This is a genomic window from Scopulibacillus darangshiensis (assembly GCF_004341035.1).
In the GTDB taxonomy this organism is placed as follows: domain Bacteria; phylum Bacillota; class Bacilli; order Bacillales; family Sporolactobacillaceae; genus Scopulibacillus; species Scopulibacillus darangshiensis.
Genome location: NZ_SLXK01000003.1, coordinates 25,499 through 39,935, shown reverse-complemented (window position 1 = coordinate 39,935; position 14,437 = coordinate 25,499). Strand labels below are relative to the sequence as shown.

Annotated in this window: 12 protein-coding genes and 1 riboswitch; of the genes, 5 read left to right on the top strand and 7 right to left on the bottom strand. The window is 42.3% G+C overall.

Annotated elements, in window-relative coordinates:
• Positions 1-25: 25 nt before the first annotated feature.
• Positions 26-529 (bottom strand): YqhR family membrane protein, encoded by a 504-nt coding sequence (locus tag EV207_RS03465; protein ID WP_132743694.1) that lies wholly within the window; start codon positions 527-529, stop codon positions 26-28.
• 246 nt (positions 530-775) lie between these two features.
• On the opposite strand from EV207_RS03465, the gene EV207_RS03460 reads away from it, so the two are divergent.
• The gene (locus EV207_RS03460) at positions 776-1,735 is read left to right on the top strand and encodes a DUF1385 domain-containing protein (protein ID WP_132743692.1); all 960 of its coding nucleotides are present in this window, start codon (positions 776-778) and stop codon (positions 1,733-1,735) included.
• 21 nt (positions 1,736-1,756) lie between these two features.
• Positions 1,757-2,149 carry an SA1362 family protein gene (locus tag EV207_RS03455; RefSeq protein ID WP_132743690.1) on the top strand — a complete coding sequence of 131 codons (393 nt, stop codon included), beginning with the start codon at positions 1,757-1,759 and terminating at the stop codon, positions 2,147-2,149.
• Between the two features lie 255 nt (positions 2,150-2,404).
• Here the strand turns inward: EV207_RS03455 and EV207_RS03450 are convergent, their stop codons facing one another.
• From EV207_RS03450 to EV207_RS03440, 3 genes are all read right to left on the bottom strand, one after another.
• Positions 2,405-3,292 carry a patatin-like phospholipase family protein gene (locus EV207_RS03450; RefSeq protein WP_132743688.1) on the bottom strand — a complete coding sequence of 296 codons (888 nt, stop codon included), beginning with the start codon at positions 3,290-3,292 and terminating at the stop codon, positions 2,405-2,407.
• 267 nt (positions 3,293-3,559) lie between these two features.
• Positions 3,560-3,991, bottom strand: a complete 432-nt coding sequence (gene mntR / locus EV207_RS03445; protein WP_132743686.1) for a transcriptional regulator MntR — start codon at positions 3,989-3,991, stop codon at positions 3,560-3,562.
• 169 nt (positions 3,992-4,160) lie between these two features.
• Positions 4,161-6,734 carry a vitamin B12-dependent ribonucleotide reductase gene (locus EV207_RS03440; protein WP_243646928.1) on the bottom strand — a complete coding sequence of 858 codons (2,574 nt, stop codon included), beginning with the start codon at positions 6,732-6,734 and terminating at the stop codon, positions 4,161-4,163.
• Between the two features lie 461 nt (positions 6,735-7,195).
• Here EV207_RS03440 and EV207_RS03435 point away from each other — a divergent pair, with 461 nt between their 5' ends.
• Complete coding sequence (locus tag EV207_RS03435) at positions 7,196-7,573, top strand: rhodanese-like domain-containing protein (RefSeq protein WP_132743684.1); 378 nt, start codon at positions 7,196-7,198, stop codon at positions 7,571-7,573.
• A 55-nt stretch (positions 7,574-7,628) separates the two neighbouring features.
• On the opposite strand, the gene gcvPB is transcribed toward EV207_RS03435, so the two are convergent.
• Genes gcvPB through gcvT form a run of 3 tightly spaced genes read right to left on the bottom strand, consistent with a single transcriptional unit; the run spans position 7,629 to position 11,564 of the window.
• The gene (gene gcvPB, locus EV207_RS03430) at positions 7,629-9,101 is read right to left on the bottom strand and encodes an aminomethyl-transferring glycine dehydrogenase subunit GcvPB (RefSeq protein ID WP_132743682.1); all 1,473 of its coding nucleotides are present in this window, start codon (positions 9,099-9,101) and stop codon (positions 7,629-7,631) included.
• Positions 9,094-10,449, bottom strand: a complete 1,356-nt coding sequence (gene gcvPA / locus EV207_RS03425; protein ID WP_132743680.1) for an aminomethyl-transferring glycine dehydrogenase subunit GcvPA — start codon at positions 10,447-10,449, stop codon at positions 9,094-9,096. Before gcvPA ends, gcvPB begins: the two co-directional genes overlap by 8 nt.
• A 17-nt stretch (positions 10,450-10,466) precedes the next feature.
• The gene (gcvT, locus tag EV207_RS03420) at positions 10,467-11,564 is read right to left on the bottom strand and encodes a glycine cleavage system aminomethyltransferase GcvT (protein WP_132743678.1); all 1,098 of its coding nucleotides are present in this window, start codon (positions 11,562-11,564) and stop codon (positions 10,467-10,469) included.
• A 167-nt stretch (positions 11,565-11,731) separates the two neighbouring features.
• Positions 11,732-11,818: riboswitch (glycine riboswitch) on the bottom strand.
• A 127-nt stretch (positions 11,819-11,945) separates the two neighbouring features.
• On the opposite strand from gcvT, the gene EV207_RS03415 reads away from it, so the two are divergent.
• Together EV207_RS03415 and EV207_RS03410 are read left to right on the top strand one after the other, a co-directional pair.
• A complete protein-coding gene (locus EV207_RS03415) occupies positions 11,946-13,622 on the top strand; it encodes a DEAD/DEAH box helicase (protein ID WP_132743676.1) in 1,677 nt (558 codons plus the stop codon).
• Positions 13,600-14,391: a YqhG family protein gene (locus EV207_RS03410; RefSeq protein ID WP_132743674.1), complete on the top strand. Its 792-nt coding sequence runs from the start codon at positions 13,600-13,602 to the stop codon at positions 14,389-14,391. The genes EV207_RS03415 and EV207_RS03410 overlap by 23 nt, the downstream gene beginning before the upstream one ends.
• The last annotated feature ends 46 nt before the right edge of the window (positions 14,392-14,437 follow it).

Sequence of the window (14,437 nt, the reverse complement as noted above, 5' to 3'; positions counted from 1 at the left end):
GTTCCTAGAACATTCTACCACAGCATTATTTTTTTGAATAGTTCTCAGAATTTGAATAGCTCTCAAGGTCGTATGAAATGGAATAACCAACAAAGAGACCATATAATGCGAACAAACATGCCGTTGTTGAGATGGTGTTCCATCCGAGCTTCGTCACATGCTGAATTCCCGGAATCCACGGTTGAAGAATATAAAAAACAATGACCCACAAAACCAAACCAAAACCGATGCCGATCCACATGGATTTTATTTTTCCCAAAGCATATTTATATACAAAGGCCATGATGATTGATAAGACACATACACATAAGACGCCGACTAATTGGCCTAAAGATTCGGCTTTCCATTTTCCTAAAGGGAATGGGGCCAAAACAAATCCCGGTCCAACCTTAGTAAAATTGAGTACCCAGGCAAGATAACCTACAAGCCCCCATATTAAGCCGCCAAATAAACCAATTAAAGCCACCCTGCCGTTTGTCGTAATTTTTGTCTCTGTTTTATTTTGCTCGAGTCTCGGGGTATCTCCCATGCTTATTCTACCTCCGTTCAGGTCTTCAAAAATTAATATGTCCAAATAAATGGATTTGATGATAAAATAGAAGCACACTTACCTTTTGGCAATTTTCCATCAATTTAAAAATAAAATGTCAAATAAAGTGTATAATTCGTTTATTTCGGGTAAAACTAGAGATAAAAGGACTTCTAACCTAGAGGTTTTGATTGATTTCTAGTAAAATGAAGATAAGTGAAAGATCAAAATTAGGTTGGTGATCCCATGACTCAAAAAAGACCTGCATATGGCGGCCAAGCAGTCATCGAAGGCGTCATGATGGGCGGAAAGCATACGACGGTAACCGCCGTTCGCAGAAAAGACCAGTCCATCGAAACATTCGAATGTCTCAAAAAGCAGAATCCTGCTTTGAATAAACTCAAAAAAATCCCTTTTATCCGGGGCATTATCGGTATTTTGGAAGCGACGGCCATCGGCACAAAGCATTTGAATTTTGCTTCTGAGGTCTACGATCAAGATCCAGAAACTGAAGCGAAGGCAATGAAAGAAAAGGAAGATATGGATTCCTCAAAGCTTGGCATGATCTTGGGTATTGCTGTGATCGGCATTATATCTTTTTTGTTTGCAAAATTTGTATTTACATTGTTGCCAGCTGTCGCGGCTGATCTTTTCAAACCCATTTTCAAGAGTGATGCTTCGCAAATATTACTTGAAGGTTTTTTCAAGATTGTCCTGCTCTTAGGGTACATTTATTTTGTTTCACTTACCCCTCTTATGAAGCGGGTGTTCCAATACCACGGCGCTGAGCATAAGGTTATTAATACCTTTGAAAATGACAAAGCTTTAACAGTCGAAAATGTGAAAAAACACTCTCGCCTCCATTATCGGTGCGGCAGCAGTTTCATTCTTTTTACAGCGATTATCAGTGTTATTCTTTACTTTTTCGTGCCAACAAATCCCCTATGGCTTAGGTTGGTTTACCGCATTATCCTCATACCGGTGGATTTAGGCATTGCTTACGAAGTATTACAGCTTACAAATAAAGTCCGCGGTGTTCCAATGCTTAGCTGGCTTGGTTACCCTGGGCTCTGGCTGCAGCTTTTGACAACTAAGGAGCCTGATGATTTACAAATTGAAGTTTCAATTCGTGCATTTGAAGAAATGAGAGAACGAGAGGCGCAAATTGAGGGCGCTAAAGAGCCATCTGACAGTCATGTTGTTTAAAAACTAAGGAGGTGAATGGTGGTGAAGTCGTTATTGTATTACCCTATATTTTTTCTGATTATCGGATTAGGTGCTATAGGACTTTACTCACTTGTTACTTCTGATCCTATGTCACTAGTGATTAAGATTCTTATTTTCGGTGTAATAGTTGGGGTAGGGATAATGATTTTCAAACGCTTCATCAACCATCGGCAGGATGACTCAAGTGCATATAGGCGTGCTGTAAAACAATCTAAGAAAAAGCATAAAAGCCCGGGACATAAAGTCCGCTCCTTAAGAGCAACACATCTTAAGGTCGTAAAGTCAACTGCCAAAGGCAAACGTGGCGCTTCGCCGCTAAAGGCTAAGGATCATGCTCATCTAACCGTTATAGACGGCAAAAAAAATAAAAAGAAGAAACGCGTCCTCTTTTAATCGCGCTTTAACGCCATAAAAACGGCTTGGTCATATTCCAAACCGTTTTTAATTTGCATAAAGAAAACTCGCCGATTGGCGAGCCTTTAGCAAAGACAAAGTTATACTTTCTGATTAACTTAGCAAAGACAAAGTTATACTTTCTGATTAACTAAAGAAAAGCCGTCTATCTTTTTAGACGGCAATTAACTGAAAAACATGGCGTTCCGAGTGGGTTTTTGGTTCCGGTGTGCATGAAAGCAAAACAAGCAATAATCAATACGTCCACTTCTTCAAAAACTGTTCTGCCCGCTTCTTTCCAATGTCAACCAATTTATCACGATCCTTATCCGACAACTTAAAATCGGATGTTTGCACATCATCCACAGGAATAAAAATAATATTGGAGGCGGCATATTTCGAAATATATTTTGCATCGTGCGCCTCTCTCATTGTTGAAAACAATCCTTGAAACAAATCAACTGCATTTTTAATTTTTTTTGCAACTAACATGTCAGATCTTCCACTTAACTGGAAACCAAGAAATGGACGAACCGGCAATGTATCGCCTTTATCAAAAAGCCATAACGGAAAATTACTTAATACACCACCGTCCACGATGAGGCATTTTTCACCCCGTTGATTGTATAAAGGAACCGGTTCAAAGAAAAACGGCAAACTGCAGCTCATCCGTACCGCTCTAGCCACTGAAAACTTCGCAGGGTCTATCCCATAATGAGTTAAATCGTCGGGCAGGACGACCATTTTCCCCCTGGATATATCGGAAACGATGATTTTCAGCGTATCTGGCGGCAAATCGCCAAAGGCATCAACTCCTTTTGCCCGCAGCAGATCCCTCATCCACTTTTCAAAAACATTCCCTCTATACAATCCCATCCGCCAATATAATGTGAGCCACTTCAGAAAAGGCAGCTTAAATAAAGATTTTTGCTGATCCAAAAAAATCGAGGGCTGCATGGCTTCCATATGTTTATGAATCTCTTTCGATGTGTAGCCCGCCGCAAGCAATCCTGCGACGATGGAGCCTGCACTCGTACCTGCTAATCGCCGAAAGCGAAAGCCTGCTTTATCCAAAACTTCCAGAGCACCTACAAAAGCAAAAGCCTTCACGCCACCACCGGAAAAAACGCCGTCAATCCACAAAATCGTTTTTCCTCCCCTCCATAGATATGTATTAGGAGGAGGGACTCCTTAGACCTCATAAATTTATAGAAAACTTGCCGATTGGCGAAGACAGAGGGCGTAGTTGCAAGGCTTCTGCTTGAATAAGCATCTTTGCTGCCTTGCGACAAAGCGAAGCGGAGGAGCATTATTTTTATACTTTATTCCGCTTTTTCGCTTTAGCGAACTTATACTTTCTTATTAACTAAAGAAAACTGCCGGTAGCGCATCCAGCAGTTTTCCTTAGTGTTAATCATCGACATTTTTATTTCTTTTCTGAATATCCCTAAGCTGTGAAATCCTGTCGGTATCTTCTTCAAAATACTGGACAAGGTCACCTATCCTGTCGATGGCATCCCAGCTTAAATGATGTTCGATGCCTTCTACATCGACATATATTTTATCTTGGCTGACACCGATAATATTTAAAAAGTTTTCAAGAAGCTCATGACGGTACACGAGCCGTTTCCCAAGCTTCTCACCCTTTGAAGTTAGGATGAATCCGCGATACTTTTCATAAATGAGATATTGATCCTTATCAAGCTTCTGTACCATTTTTGTAACTGACGAGGGGTGGACTTCAAGTGCTTCGGCAATGTCCGATACTCTCGCATATCCCTTATCTTGTATAAGTAAATAAATCCGTTCAATATAATCTTCCATACTCGGAGTAGGCGGCATGGTGTCCCCCCTAACATTAGTGCCGACATCTCTTTCACCCATTAAAATCTTACTATACATTTTTCCGAAAGACAAGCGGTATAAGGCCCATTCATCGGATCAATTGGGGCTCAATGTACAAAAGATGAACTGAACACGCGCCTTCGTGTCCAGTCCATCTTATAGCTATTTATAGCCCGCATTTTAATTGGGCATTACAATTGGTGCAAGTGTTACAGCCGCCGATTTCTTCAACATGTCCTTTTCGGCAGACCGGACAAATATCACCAACCTCTGATCCATATGTGACGTCGGTTTTATCAAGCTGAGTAATCGTATCGACGAGCACAACTTTCCTCTCTTTTGTATGTTCTTGTTCCTGATCCTGATCGTCATCAAAACTGTTCTCTTCAGCCTTCAGCGACAGCACCTGGGCGTCCCGGCTCCCGTCTACATACACTGTGCCGCCCTTTGCCCCGCCGTTGTATAGACGCTCATAGACACCTTTAACTTGGTCAACCGTATACCCTTTTGGTGCGTTAACGGTTTTACTAATCGAGCTGTCTACCCAGCGCTGAATGACACATTGTGTATCAGCATGGGCTTCAGGGGTTAATGACATTGCTGTGACAAACCATTTCGGCAGTTGGTCTGCGTTTGCTTCCGGATGGTTATCCAGGTACTCCTGTACAATATCAGCCTTCACTTCAATAAACTTTCCTAAACGGCCGCTTCTATAATATGAGAACGAAAAGTAAGGTTCAAGACCAGTTGACACACCAACCATCGTTCCAGTTGACCCCGTTGGAGCAACGGTCAATAGGTGCGAGTTTCGAATCCCATGCGCCAATATAGCCTGACGTATGGATTCAGGGAGTTTCTTGACATACCCGGTCTCTGAGAAACTCTTGCGCAGCTGTTCGGTTTCAGCATCTGTTTGTCCCGTTAAGAACGGGAAGCTCCCTTTTTCTTTTGCCAATTCAACTGATGTTTCGTAAGCTGATGTCGCGATTGTCTTGAAAATCTGATCAACCAGCTCATTTCCTTCTTCAGAACCGTATTCTGTTTCACAATAAATCAAAAGATCATGCAGTCCCATGACACCTAAACCAACCCGCCTTTCTCCTAGCGCTTGCTTTTGGTTCTCTTCAAGGAAGTATGGTGTCGCATCGATGACATTATCCTGCATGCGTACGCCAGTTGCAACGGTTTGCTTCAATTTTTCAAAATTAACCGTTTTGGTTTCTTTATTAGCCATTTGCGCAAGGTTAACAGCAGCAAGGTTACAAACGGAAAATGGCGCTAGTGGCTGCTCTCCGCATGGATTAGTCGCTACAACCTTCTGTCCATATGCTTTGGCGTTTGTCATGTCATTGGCATTGTCGATGAAGAAAATACCCGGTTCAGCTGAATAGGTGGCACATACATTAATAAGATTCCAAAGTTCACGCGCTTTTATTGTACGATATGTGCGCACCGCAAAACCGCGTGCTTCCCATTCCCTTACATCCCCGCATTTATGCCATTCTTCGTTATAAAATGCCATTTCGTCAGGACTATAATGTTCAACATCGGGGAAACGCAAGGCAAAGTCCTGGTCCTTTTCAACCGCCTCCATAAAATCACTAGTGACGCAGATTGAGATATTGGCTCCGGTCAAAAATTCCGGATTATTCACCGTATACGTTCCGCCGGTATTAATCCTTTCCTCTGCCTCTTTGAAAATTTTATTGTTAAATCCACCTTGACCCGGCATGTTTTTGTAATTAAGAATGCTCTGGTACATGTTGTTTTCCGTCTCAGTTAAAGGTGTCAACTTCAATTTTTCCCGAGCGATTTTCTTAATTTCGGGATCCTTTGTTGTTTCCACCAAAAATCTAAGAATCCGGGGATTTTGCATCTTAGAAATGATGAATTCCACCACATCGGGATGGGAATCAGCAAGCATGATCATTTGCGCGCCGCGCCTTGAACCCCCTTGTTCGACAAGATGGGTTAATTTGGCGATATCATCAAGCCATGATACAGATCCTGATGATTTACCATTTACACCCCGTGCCAATGTGTTCCTTGGTCTAAGAGTAGATCCGTTTGTTCCAACCCCGCCGCCGCGACTCATTATTTCCATAACTTTTTTGCGATGCTCTGCAATGCCTTCCCGTGAGTCTTGAACAAAAGGCATGACATAACAGTTAAAATAAGTCACATTGGTATCAGCACCAGCACCATACAATACGCGTCCTGCAGGCACAAAATTTAATGATACCAACTCATGATAGAATGCCTCAAATGAAGCTTTCCTCTCCGCCTCGGTTTCTTCAACATCGGAAAGGCCCTTGGCATTCCGCAATGCGATTTGTTCATAATAAATTTCAAGCGGCTTGTCCATTACATCGAGGGAGCGAGTAATCACGCCTGTTTCCCGTTCATCCTCATCCTCCAACACCCCGCGATACTCTTCCATTACCCGTATATTGGCTTGGTTTTCCGCCCAATCAATTGATTGAACAAATCCCAACCCGCGTGCTGGAAATTTTGGATCTGACTTTACCGTCAGAACAACAAAGTCACCCTCTTTTAAGGTTTTCTTCTCCGTATCCTTAAAGGCATAGCGGTCAAGCATTACCAGCCGGGATACACCGTTATGTGTCGTTGTCATGTCTTCTGTGATTGGAAACACCTGTGGAAATTCCTTAATATCCTCGTTCAGCTGTTCCCGGTTAATCGTCATGCTCTCTGTTAAAGACGTCGTTATCACCGTCATGTCACGCCCTCCTAAAAATGTCTTGCTCCCATCCTATGTATAACTTAGATGCGATCATCTCTGGTATCTTTATTCTATCCTTTTTCACAAAAAAACACAATATATTGTGTCTGATTAATTTAGACATCACTATATATTGTATAATTGATCAAATTTATTCGCGTTTGTCAATTTCAAAAATAGAAGAAAGGCGTCGATATCTGAAGAAAAAGCGGGGTAAAAACATACAAACAATTGTTTTTAAAGTTTTTTCTATGTTGCCTTTTTTAATCCATTGGGGAGCCCTCCATAACGGAAGCAGGATGACCATTTCCCCCAAAATTAACAGCTTGTACATTATTTCATTTTAGGATGTAAAAAGCAATGTACAAACATTTACAATGGAAACATTCTTTTCTTTGAAAAATGACTGTGAAAAGTTATAATTTAAAAAGAGACTTGTATTAAAGGAGAATGCACACATGGAATGGATTATTCTTCCTGTCATTTTAATCATCTTAATTGTTTTCGCAGTTGTTCGATCTCTCTCTCAACGCAGATATTTAAAAACCCTAACAGAGGAAGAATTTCGTTCAAACTATCGCAAAGCGCAGATTATTGATGTAAGGGAACCCAATGAATTTGATAACGGACATATCCTTGGAGCAAGAAATATTCCGTTAACCCAGATGAAAATGAGAAAATCCGAGGTTCGGAAAGATAAGCCTGTTTATCTTTATTGTGCTAACGGCTTTCGCAGCAACAAAGCGGCAGCGATTTTAAAAAAGGCCGGCTGTCAGGATCTAAACCAGCTTAAAGGCGGTTTTAAAAAATGGAGCGGAAAAGTTAAAAAATCATAGTATAGTAAAGAGCACTTCGGATACCCGAAGTGCTCTTTTTGCTTCCTTATTCAGATTATGCTTCTTGTTTCGGTCTTTCATAGCGCAAAACCGGCTGACGGGCAGCTCGCGTTTCATCCAATCGGCTGATGACCGTATTATGAGGCGCATCCTGTACAATTTCCGGATCAGTCTCTGCTTCTTTGGCAATTTGAATCAGTGCATCAGCGAATTCATCTAATGTTTCCTTGGATTCTGTCTCAGTCGGTTCAATCATCATACATTCCTCAACGATGATTGGGAAGTAGATGGTCGGCGGATGATAACCGAAATCGAGCAGACGCTTCGCCATATCCAATGTGCGAACACCTTGTTTCTTTTGACGTTTGCCGGAAAGAACAAACTCATGCTTACAGTGTTGATTAAATGGCATATCAAAGTATGGCTCAAGCCTTTTCATCAAATAGTTTGCATTCAGCACGGCGTCCTTCGACACCTGAGTTAATCCCGCGTCGCCCATCGTCCGAATGTATGAGTATGCCCGGACATTTATACCAAAGTTACCGTAGAATGGCTTCACCCGGCCGATTGAATCCGGACGGTCATAATCAAACGTATAGCGGTCTCCTTCTTTTACAAGGACCGGCTTTGGAAGATACTTGACAAGGTCTTCCTTCACACCAACGGGTCCTGAACCTGGTCCACCGCCGCCATGCGGGCCTGTGAATGTCTTATGAAGATTAAGATGGACGACATCAAATCCCATATCACCGGGTCTGATGACACCCATAATAGCATTCATGTTGGCGCCGTCGTAGTAGAGCTTGCCGCCGGCTTCATGAACGATTGAAGCCATTTCGACAATTTCTTCTTCAAATAAGCCAAGAGTATTAGGATTCGTCAACATCAGCGCGGCTGTATTTTCATCGACAACACGCCTGAGGTCTTCTAAATCAACGATTCCCTTTTCATTAGACTTCACTGTTACCGCTTCGAATCCAGCTACCGTAGCTGAAGCCGGATTGGTACCGTGTGCGGAATCAGGGACGATAACCTTTGTTCTGTTAAAATCACCTTTAGCTTCATGATAAGCGCGGATAATCATCAAACCAGTCCACTCGCCATGAGCGCCTGCAGCCGGCTGAAGGGTGACTTCATCCATTCCGGTAATTTCTGCAAGGTTGGTTTGCAGGCGATAAAGCATCTCCATCGCACCCTGAACAGTCTCTTCATCCTGATAAGGATGTATGTGGCTTAGCCCAGCCATTCTGGCAACGACTTCATTGACTTTTGGGTTGTATTTCATCGTACAGGACCCTAATGGATAAAAGCCTGAATCAACACCATGGTTCCGCTTGGACAAAGCGGTATAATGCCTCATGATTTGCAGTTCAGAAACTTCCGGCCATTCTGGTGCTTCCTGGCGAATATAATCACAAGGGATTAAATCCAAGATTTCTTCTGCCGGAACATCTAATTCCGGGAGACTGTAACCGACACGGCCTGGTCTAGAATATTCGAAAATAAGTGGTTGATCTTGCTTATTCATGAATGAGCCCCCCTAACACTTCTGCGAAGCGATCGATCTCCTCTTTGGTGCGCTGTTCTGTAACCGCAATAAGCATGAGATTATTATACTTGTCATCAGCTCTTCCCAGGTCGAAGCCGCCGATAAATCCTGCTTCTAATAATCCGCGGTTAACTTCCCTTACAGACTGCTTGCAATCAACAATAAATTCATTAAAATAGGATCCTTTATTGATGACGTCCACACCATGTTTTTCAAGCTGTCCCGCTGCATAATGCGCTTTTTGGATATTTTGATAGGCAATCTCGTGAATCCCTTGTTTCCCTAAAGCAGTCATTGCAACTGATGATGCCAGTGCGTTCAGTGCCTGATTCGAACAAATATTAGATGTGGCTTTGTCACGGCGGATATGTTGTTCACGCGCTTGCAGTGTCAACACATACCCTCTTTGACCTTCCTCATCAACCGTTTCCCCAACTAAGCGCCCCGGCACTTTTCTCATCAATTTCTTCGTCGTTGCGAAGTAGCCGCAATGCGGTCCGCCAAAAGCAGCTGGAATGCCAAGCGTTTGACAATCGCCGACAACAATATCAGCATTAAATTTGCCCGGCGGTGTCAATAGCCCGAGTGATAACGGGTTGCTTGAGACAACAAACATAGCCTTTTTGCCTTGTCTTGTGATCGCTTCAAGCTCTTTTAAAGGTTCGACATTACCGTAAAAGTTAGGATATTGGACAAGCACTGATGCCGTGTTATCATCAACGACATCTTTTAACTTCTCAAGATCCGTTAATCCATCCTTTGCCGGGACTTCGACCACTTCCAGCCGCTGTCCTTTGGCATATGTTTTCAGCACATGGCGCGATTCAGGATGGACTGCTTCGGATACGACAATTTTTGTTTTTCGAGTTGACCCGACACTTAACAAGGCTGCTTCTGCAAGTGACGTCGGACCATCGTACATGGAAGAGTTCGCTACCTCCATGTCGGTCAGTTCACATAAAAGTGATTGAAATTCAAAAATCGCTTGGAGCTCACCCTGTGAAATCTCCGGCTGATACGGCGTATAGGCAGTATAAAACTCTGAACGTGAAATAACATGGTCAACGATCGAAGGAATATAATGATCATAGACTCCTGCCCCAAGGAAAGATGGGGTTTCTTTGGTATTCACATTTCTTTCAGCAAGTTCAGACATAAAACGAAGCAGTTCCGTTTCAGATAATGCCTTTTCTATATTCAACTCGCCTTTATAACGGATTTTTTCAGGAACGTCGGCAAATAATTGTTTAACTGAATTCACGCCGATGACATCAAGCATCTCACGACGGTCTTGATCTGTTGTAGGTAGATAACGAAATGATCCCATAATAATCCTCCTTTAACCTAGCTTCTTTTGTAAAATATTGATTTAATAATTTCTGCTTTGCGGCGTTTTCCTCTAATGTCCACTTCAACAATGTTCCCAAGTTCAGCATTAGCTTTATTAATTAAAGCAAGCCCTAAGTTTTTCTTTAATGTAGGTGATTGCGTGCCGGTTGTCACTTCACCGATTTTCTCTTCACCCAAATAGACGTCATAATGCGGGCGAGGAATCCCTTTATCGATCATTTCAAGACCCACAAGCTTTCGCGGCGCACCGTTTTCTTTCTGTTCCAGCAAAGCTGTTTTGCCAATAAAGTCGCCTTCTTTATTGACCTTGACTGCGAAACCTATCCCCGCTTCAATCGGCGAGATATCCTTTGTTAATTCTTGGCCATACAGTGGAAGCCTTGCTTCAAATCTAAGGGTATCACGCGCACCCAAACCGCATGGCACAAGACCTTCTTCTTTGCCTGCATCCAAGAGGGTTTCCCATACTATTGGAGCATCGTTCCAATGACAATAAATTTCGAATCCATCTTCACCCGTATAGCCTGTCCGGGATACTAAAGCATTCACACTTTGAATCGCAACCTGATCTCTAAATTTAAAAAATCCAATGGCGCTTAAATCAGTATCTGTCAGCTTTTGCAGAATGCTTTCAGCCTTTGGCCCTTGAATCGCAAGCTGTGCCATGTCACTTGAAATATTGTTTATTTCGACATTTCCTTTGACATTCTTTTTCATCCACTCAAAATCTTTGTCAGTATTTCCGGCGTTCACGACCAAAAGGAAGTCCTCTTCGCCTTTTTTGTAAATAATCAAATCATCAACGGTACCGCCGTCTTCGTAGCACATAGCACAATAAAGCGCTCCGCCAGTTTGTAGTTTGGTTACATCGTTAGTTACAAGATATTGCAAAAAGCTTCCAGCATCGGGCCCTTTGACAGAAACCTCTCCCATGTGCGAGACGTCGAACAAACCTGCCTTTGTTCTGACTGCCTCATGTTCTTCCTTAATGCTTGAAAATTGCACAGGCAGATCCCAACCGCCAAAATCAATTAATTTTGCACCCTGTTTTTTATAAATCTCGTAAAGCGGTGTCTTTTTTCCCTCACTCATTTTACTCCTCCTCAGTGAATTATAAATGGAAACCAAAATAAAAAAGGACAAAGAAACACACAATATGTGTGCTACTCTGTCCTTCGACCTGAAAGTTTTACCCAGACGGCATAAGTTAAGCCGAATGGTATCCCCGTCGGTGGCTCATTGAGCGCTCTCCAGAGGTGCGTCTAACAAGAGTCTGTTTGCCTGAGAGATTCACAATTGTTTGCTCCTTCGGCGCTGCCCTTAGCAGTCTCTCCCCTTGTTATCATTCGCTTTTGATTCAATTTAATTAATGTTATACGACGAGATCTAATTGTTCATACTAACTATTATTATCCTATCATTTTTTTATAATCTTAGGCAACGGTTTATTTATATTTGTAGGGGGGATTTAATATGGTGCCGGAAATACATTTCGACCGTTCATGGCATGATGATTTTCTTTCACGAATAGAAACGGATGGACCCTGGGGAAACTGGGATTTGTACCAATTAGCCTACCATGCGGAACAAGAACTGTTGGTTCCATCATTTAATGGCCTGCTTGCGCCTGGCCATCTGCCCCAGCTAAAACCTCATCCCCATCAGATCGAAACGGCTCAAACCGTCATCGAACAAATGCATGGGAAAGCCATCCTGGCTGATGAGGTCGGTCTTGGAAAAACAATCGAAGCGGGTCTCATCATGAAGGAATACATGATCCGAGGCCTTGCTAAGAAAATATTAATCTTAGTCCCGGCTTCCCTTGTGATGCAATGGGCTGCAGAACTTAATGATAAATTTTATATCCCTGCGATCCCGCAAAGAAAGTCATACGTGTGGGAGCAATGTGATGTTGTCATTTCATCCATTGATACGGCTAAACGCAGTCCGCATAAAGAGATTATTATGGAGCAAGATTATGATTTAATTATCATAGATGAAGCACACAAACTTAAGAATCACAAGACGAAGAATTATCAATTCGTCCAGTCCTTAAAAAAGAAATTTTGCCTTTTGTTGACGGCGACACCCGTCCAGAATCGGCTTGATGAGATCTTTTATCTTGTTTCCTTGTTAAAGCCTGGGTACTTGGGTAATGCCGAAACGTTTGCCAAAGACTATCGATCAGGAAAAACCGATGTAAAAAATGAAGCCACGCTCAAAGAATTAATCAACCAGGTTATGGTCAGAAACCGGCGTGAGGATACAGGCTTGGATTGGCCAAAAAGGCACATTCAATCGATTGATATCCCGCTTAATGATGAAGAACGGGCATTGTACGACTCCCTTACCGTATTAAAGGATTCAATGCTGATTCAGGGCTTTTCTCTGCTGACATTGCAGCGTGAGGCTTGTTCAAGCAGAGAAGCGGTCTATATGACGCTTAAAAAAATGCTTGATAAAGCTGAGGATCATGCCTTGCCGAAGATGATCGAACCTATCATGGAAAGAGTGAACAAAGTCAAGAAAAATTCTAAGGCAGAAAAAGCATTGGAATTAATAAAACAAATTGATAATAAAGTCATCATTTTTACGGAGTATCGTGCCACACAGCTCTACCTGCAATGGTTTTTTCAACAGCACGGTATTTCATCAGTGCCATTTCGAGGCGGTTTTAAACGAAGCAAAAAAGATTGGATGAAGATGTTATTTCAAAATCATGCCCAAGTCCTAATCGCGACGGAGGCTGGAGGAGAAGGGATTAACCTGCAATTCTGCCAGCATGTCATTAACTATGACCTGCCTTGGAATCCGATGAGAATAGAACAGCGCATCGGCAGGATTCATCGGCTCGGACAAGAAGAGGATGTTCATATCTACAATTTTGCTACGAAAGGCACTGTCGAGGAACATATCCTGCAACTGTTGTATGACAAGATTGATCTCTTTGAAAATGTGATCGGCCAGCTTGACGAGATATTGACCCGTCTTGATATTAAAAACCTTGATTCACAGTTATTTAGAATTTTTGATGAATCGGAATCAGCTGGTGAAATCAAAATTAAGATGGATAACCTGGCAAGTGTCATAAATTCTGAACGGGAAGATTTGGAGGATGATGACTACCATGAAGCAAGCGGCAATTCATAACTACCTCGAACAATTCTTTAGGGCAAATGAATGCGATATTATTGAAAACCGACAAGACGGCCTCCTTAAGGTAAAGCTAACCACCGATCTTGATAAGCTTATGATGAATCGGCCGTTCTATTGGCACTACATCGAAAAAATCGGCGGCACACCGGAGACGGCTACGTTGACATTAAAAACAAACCAGCTTGATGAGGGTGGGGAATTTATTCACTTCGGGTCACCGCGGCTGCACCAAATATTCTCATCAACGAAAAAGCTTGCCCCTTATATTCGGCTTTATCATGATAAAATACAGAGCCACAACATGTCGACACCACTCGCGCCTTGGCTCGGGATAAATATAAAAGTCAGCTATCAGTGCGATTTAAAAAAAGATGAATTGTTGTCTCTAGGACTTCACTTAATAAATGGCACCATCGCAACACATTTTCACGATCAAATGGAGAAACTGACACTGACGCCAAAAATACCGAATTATTGTTACACCCTTGCCCCTTTAATTAAGCCCTTCAGCGGTATACGCCGCATGGAAGTCTTTATCCAGGAGCAAATTCATAGGGAAAACCATAAATGGGCAGACGATGCAAAAGAGCGCTGGCAAAATGATCAACAGCTATTAGAGCATTTTTATGAGGAAGATAACGAAAAACCGGAGGCTTATCTACAAGAAAAAGCCGCCCTAAAAGATCAATATGAACCGAATATTCACGTCCAAATAATTAATGGCGGCTTATTTTATTTGGATTCATCCGTTTTCATACAATAAATGGCTGCCTAACATGCAGGGGGATTTATTGAACAACAAAACAGTC

What these genes read in the sequence shown, in the direction of transcription:
- EV207_RS03465 (WP_132743694.1), bottom strand. Translation starts at nt 529, where the DNA reads ATGGGAGATACCCCGAGACTCGAGCAAAATAAAACAGAGACAAAAATT.
- EV207_RS03460 (WP_132743692.1), top strand. Translation starts at nt 776, where the DNA reads ATGACTCAAAAAAGACCTGCATATGGCGGCCAAGCAGTCATCGAAGGC.
- mntR (WP_132743686.1), bottom strand. Translation starts at nt 3,991, where the DNA reads ATGCCGCCTACTCCGAGTATGGAAGATTATATTGAACGGATTTATTTA.
- EV207_RS03440 (WP_243646928.1), bottom strand. Translation starts at nt 6,734, where the DNA reads ATGACGGTGATAACGACGTCTTTAACAGAGAGCATGACGATTAACCGG.
- EV207_RS03435 (WP_132743684.1), top strand. Translation starts at nt 7,196, where the DNA reads ATGGAATGGATTATTCTTCCTGTCATTTTAATCATCTTAATTGTTTTC.
- gcvPB (WP_132743682.1), bottom strand. Translation starts at nt 9,101, where the DNA reads ATGAATAAGCAAGATCAACCACTTATTTTCGAATATTCTAGACCAGGC.
- gcvPA (WP_132743680.1), bottom strand. Translation starts at nt 10,449, where the DNA reads ATGGGATCATTTCGTTATCTACCTACAACAGATCAAGACCGTCGTGAG.
- gcvT (WP_132743678.1), bottom strand. Translation starts at nt 11,564, where the DNA reads ATGAGTGAGGGAAAAAAGACACCGCTTTACGAGATTTATAAAAAACAG.
- EV207_RS03415 (WP_132743676.1), top strand. Translation starts at nt 11,946, where the DNA reads ATGGTGCCGGAAATACATTTCGACCGTTCATGGCATGATGATTTTCTT.
- EV207_RS03410 (WP_132743674.1), top strand. Translation starts at nt 13,600, where the DNA reads ATGAAGCAAGCGGCAATTCATAACTACCTCGAACAATTCTTTAGGGCA.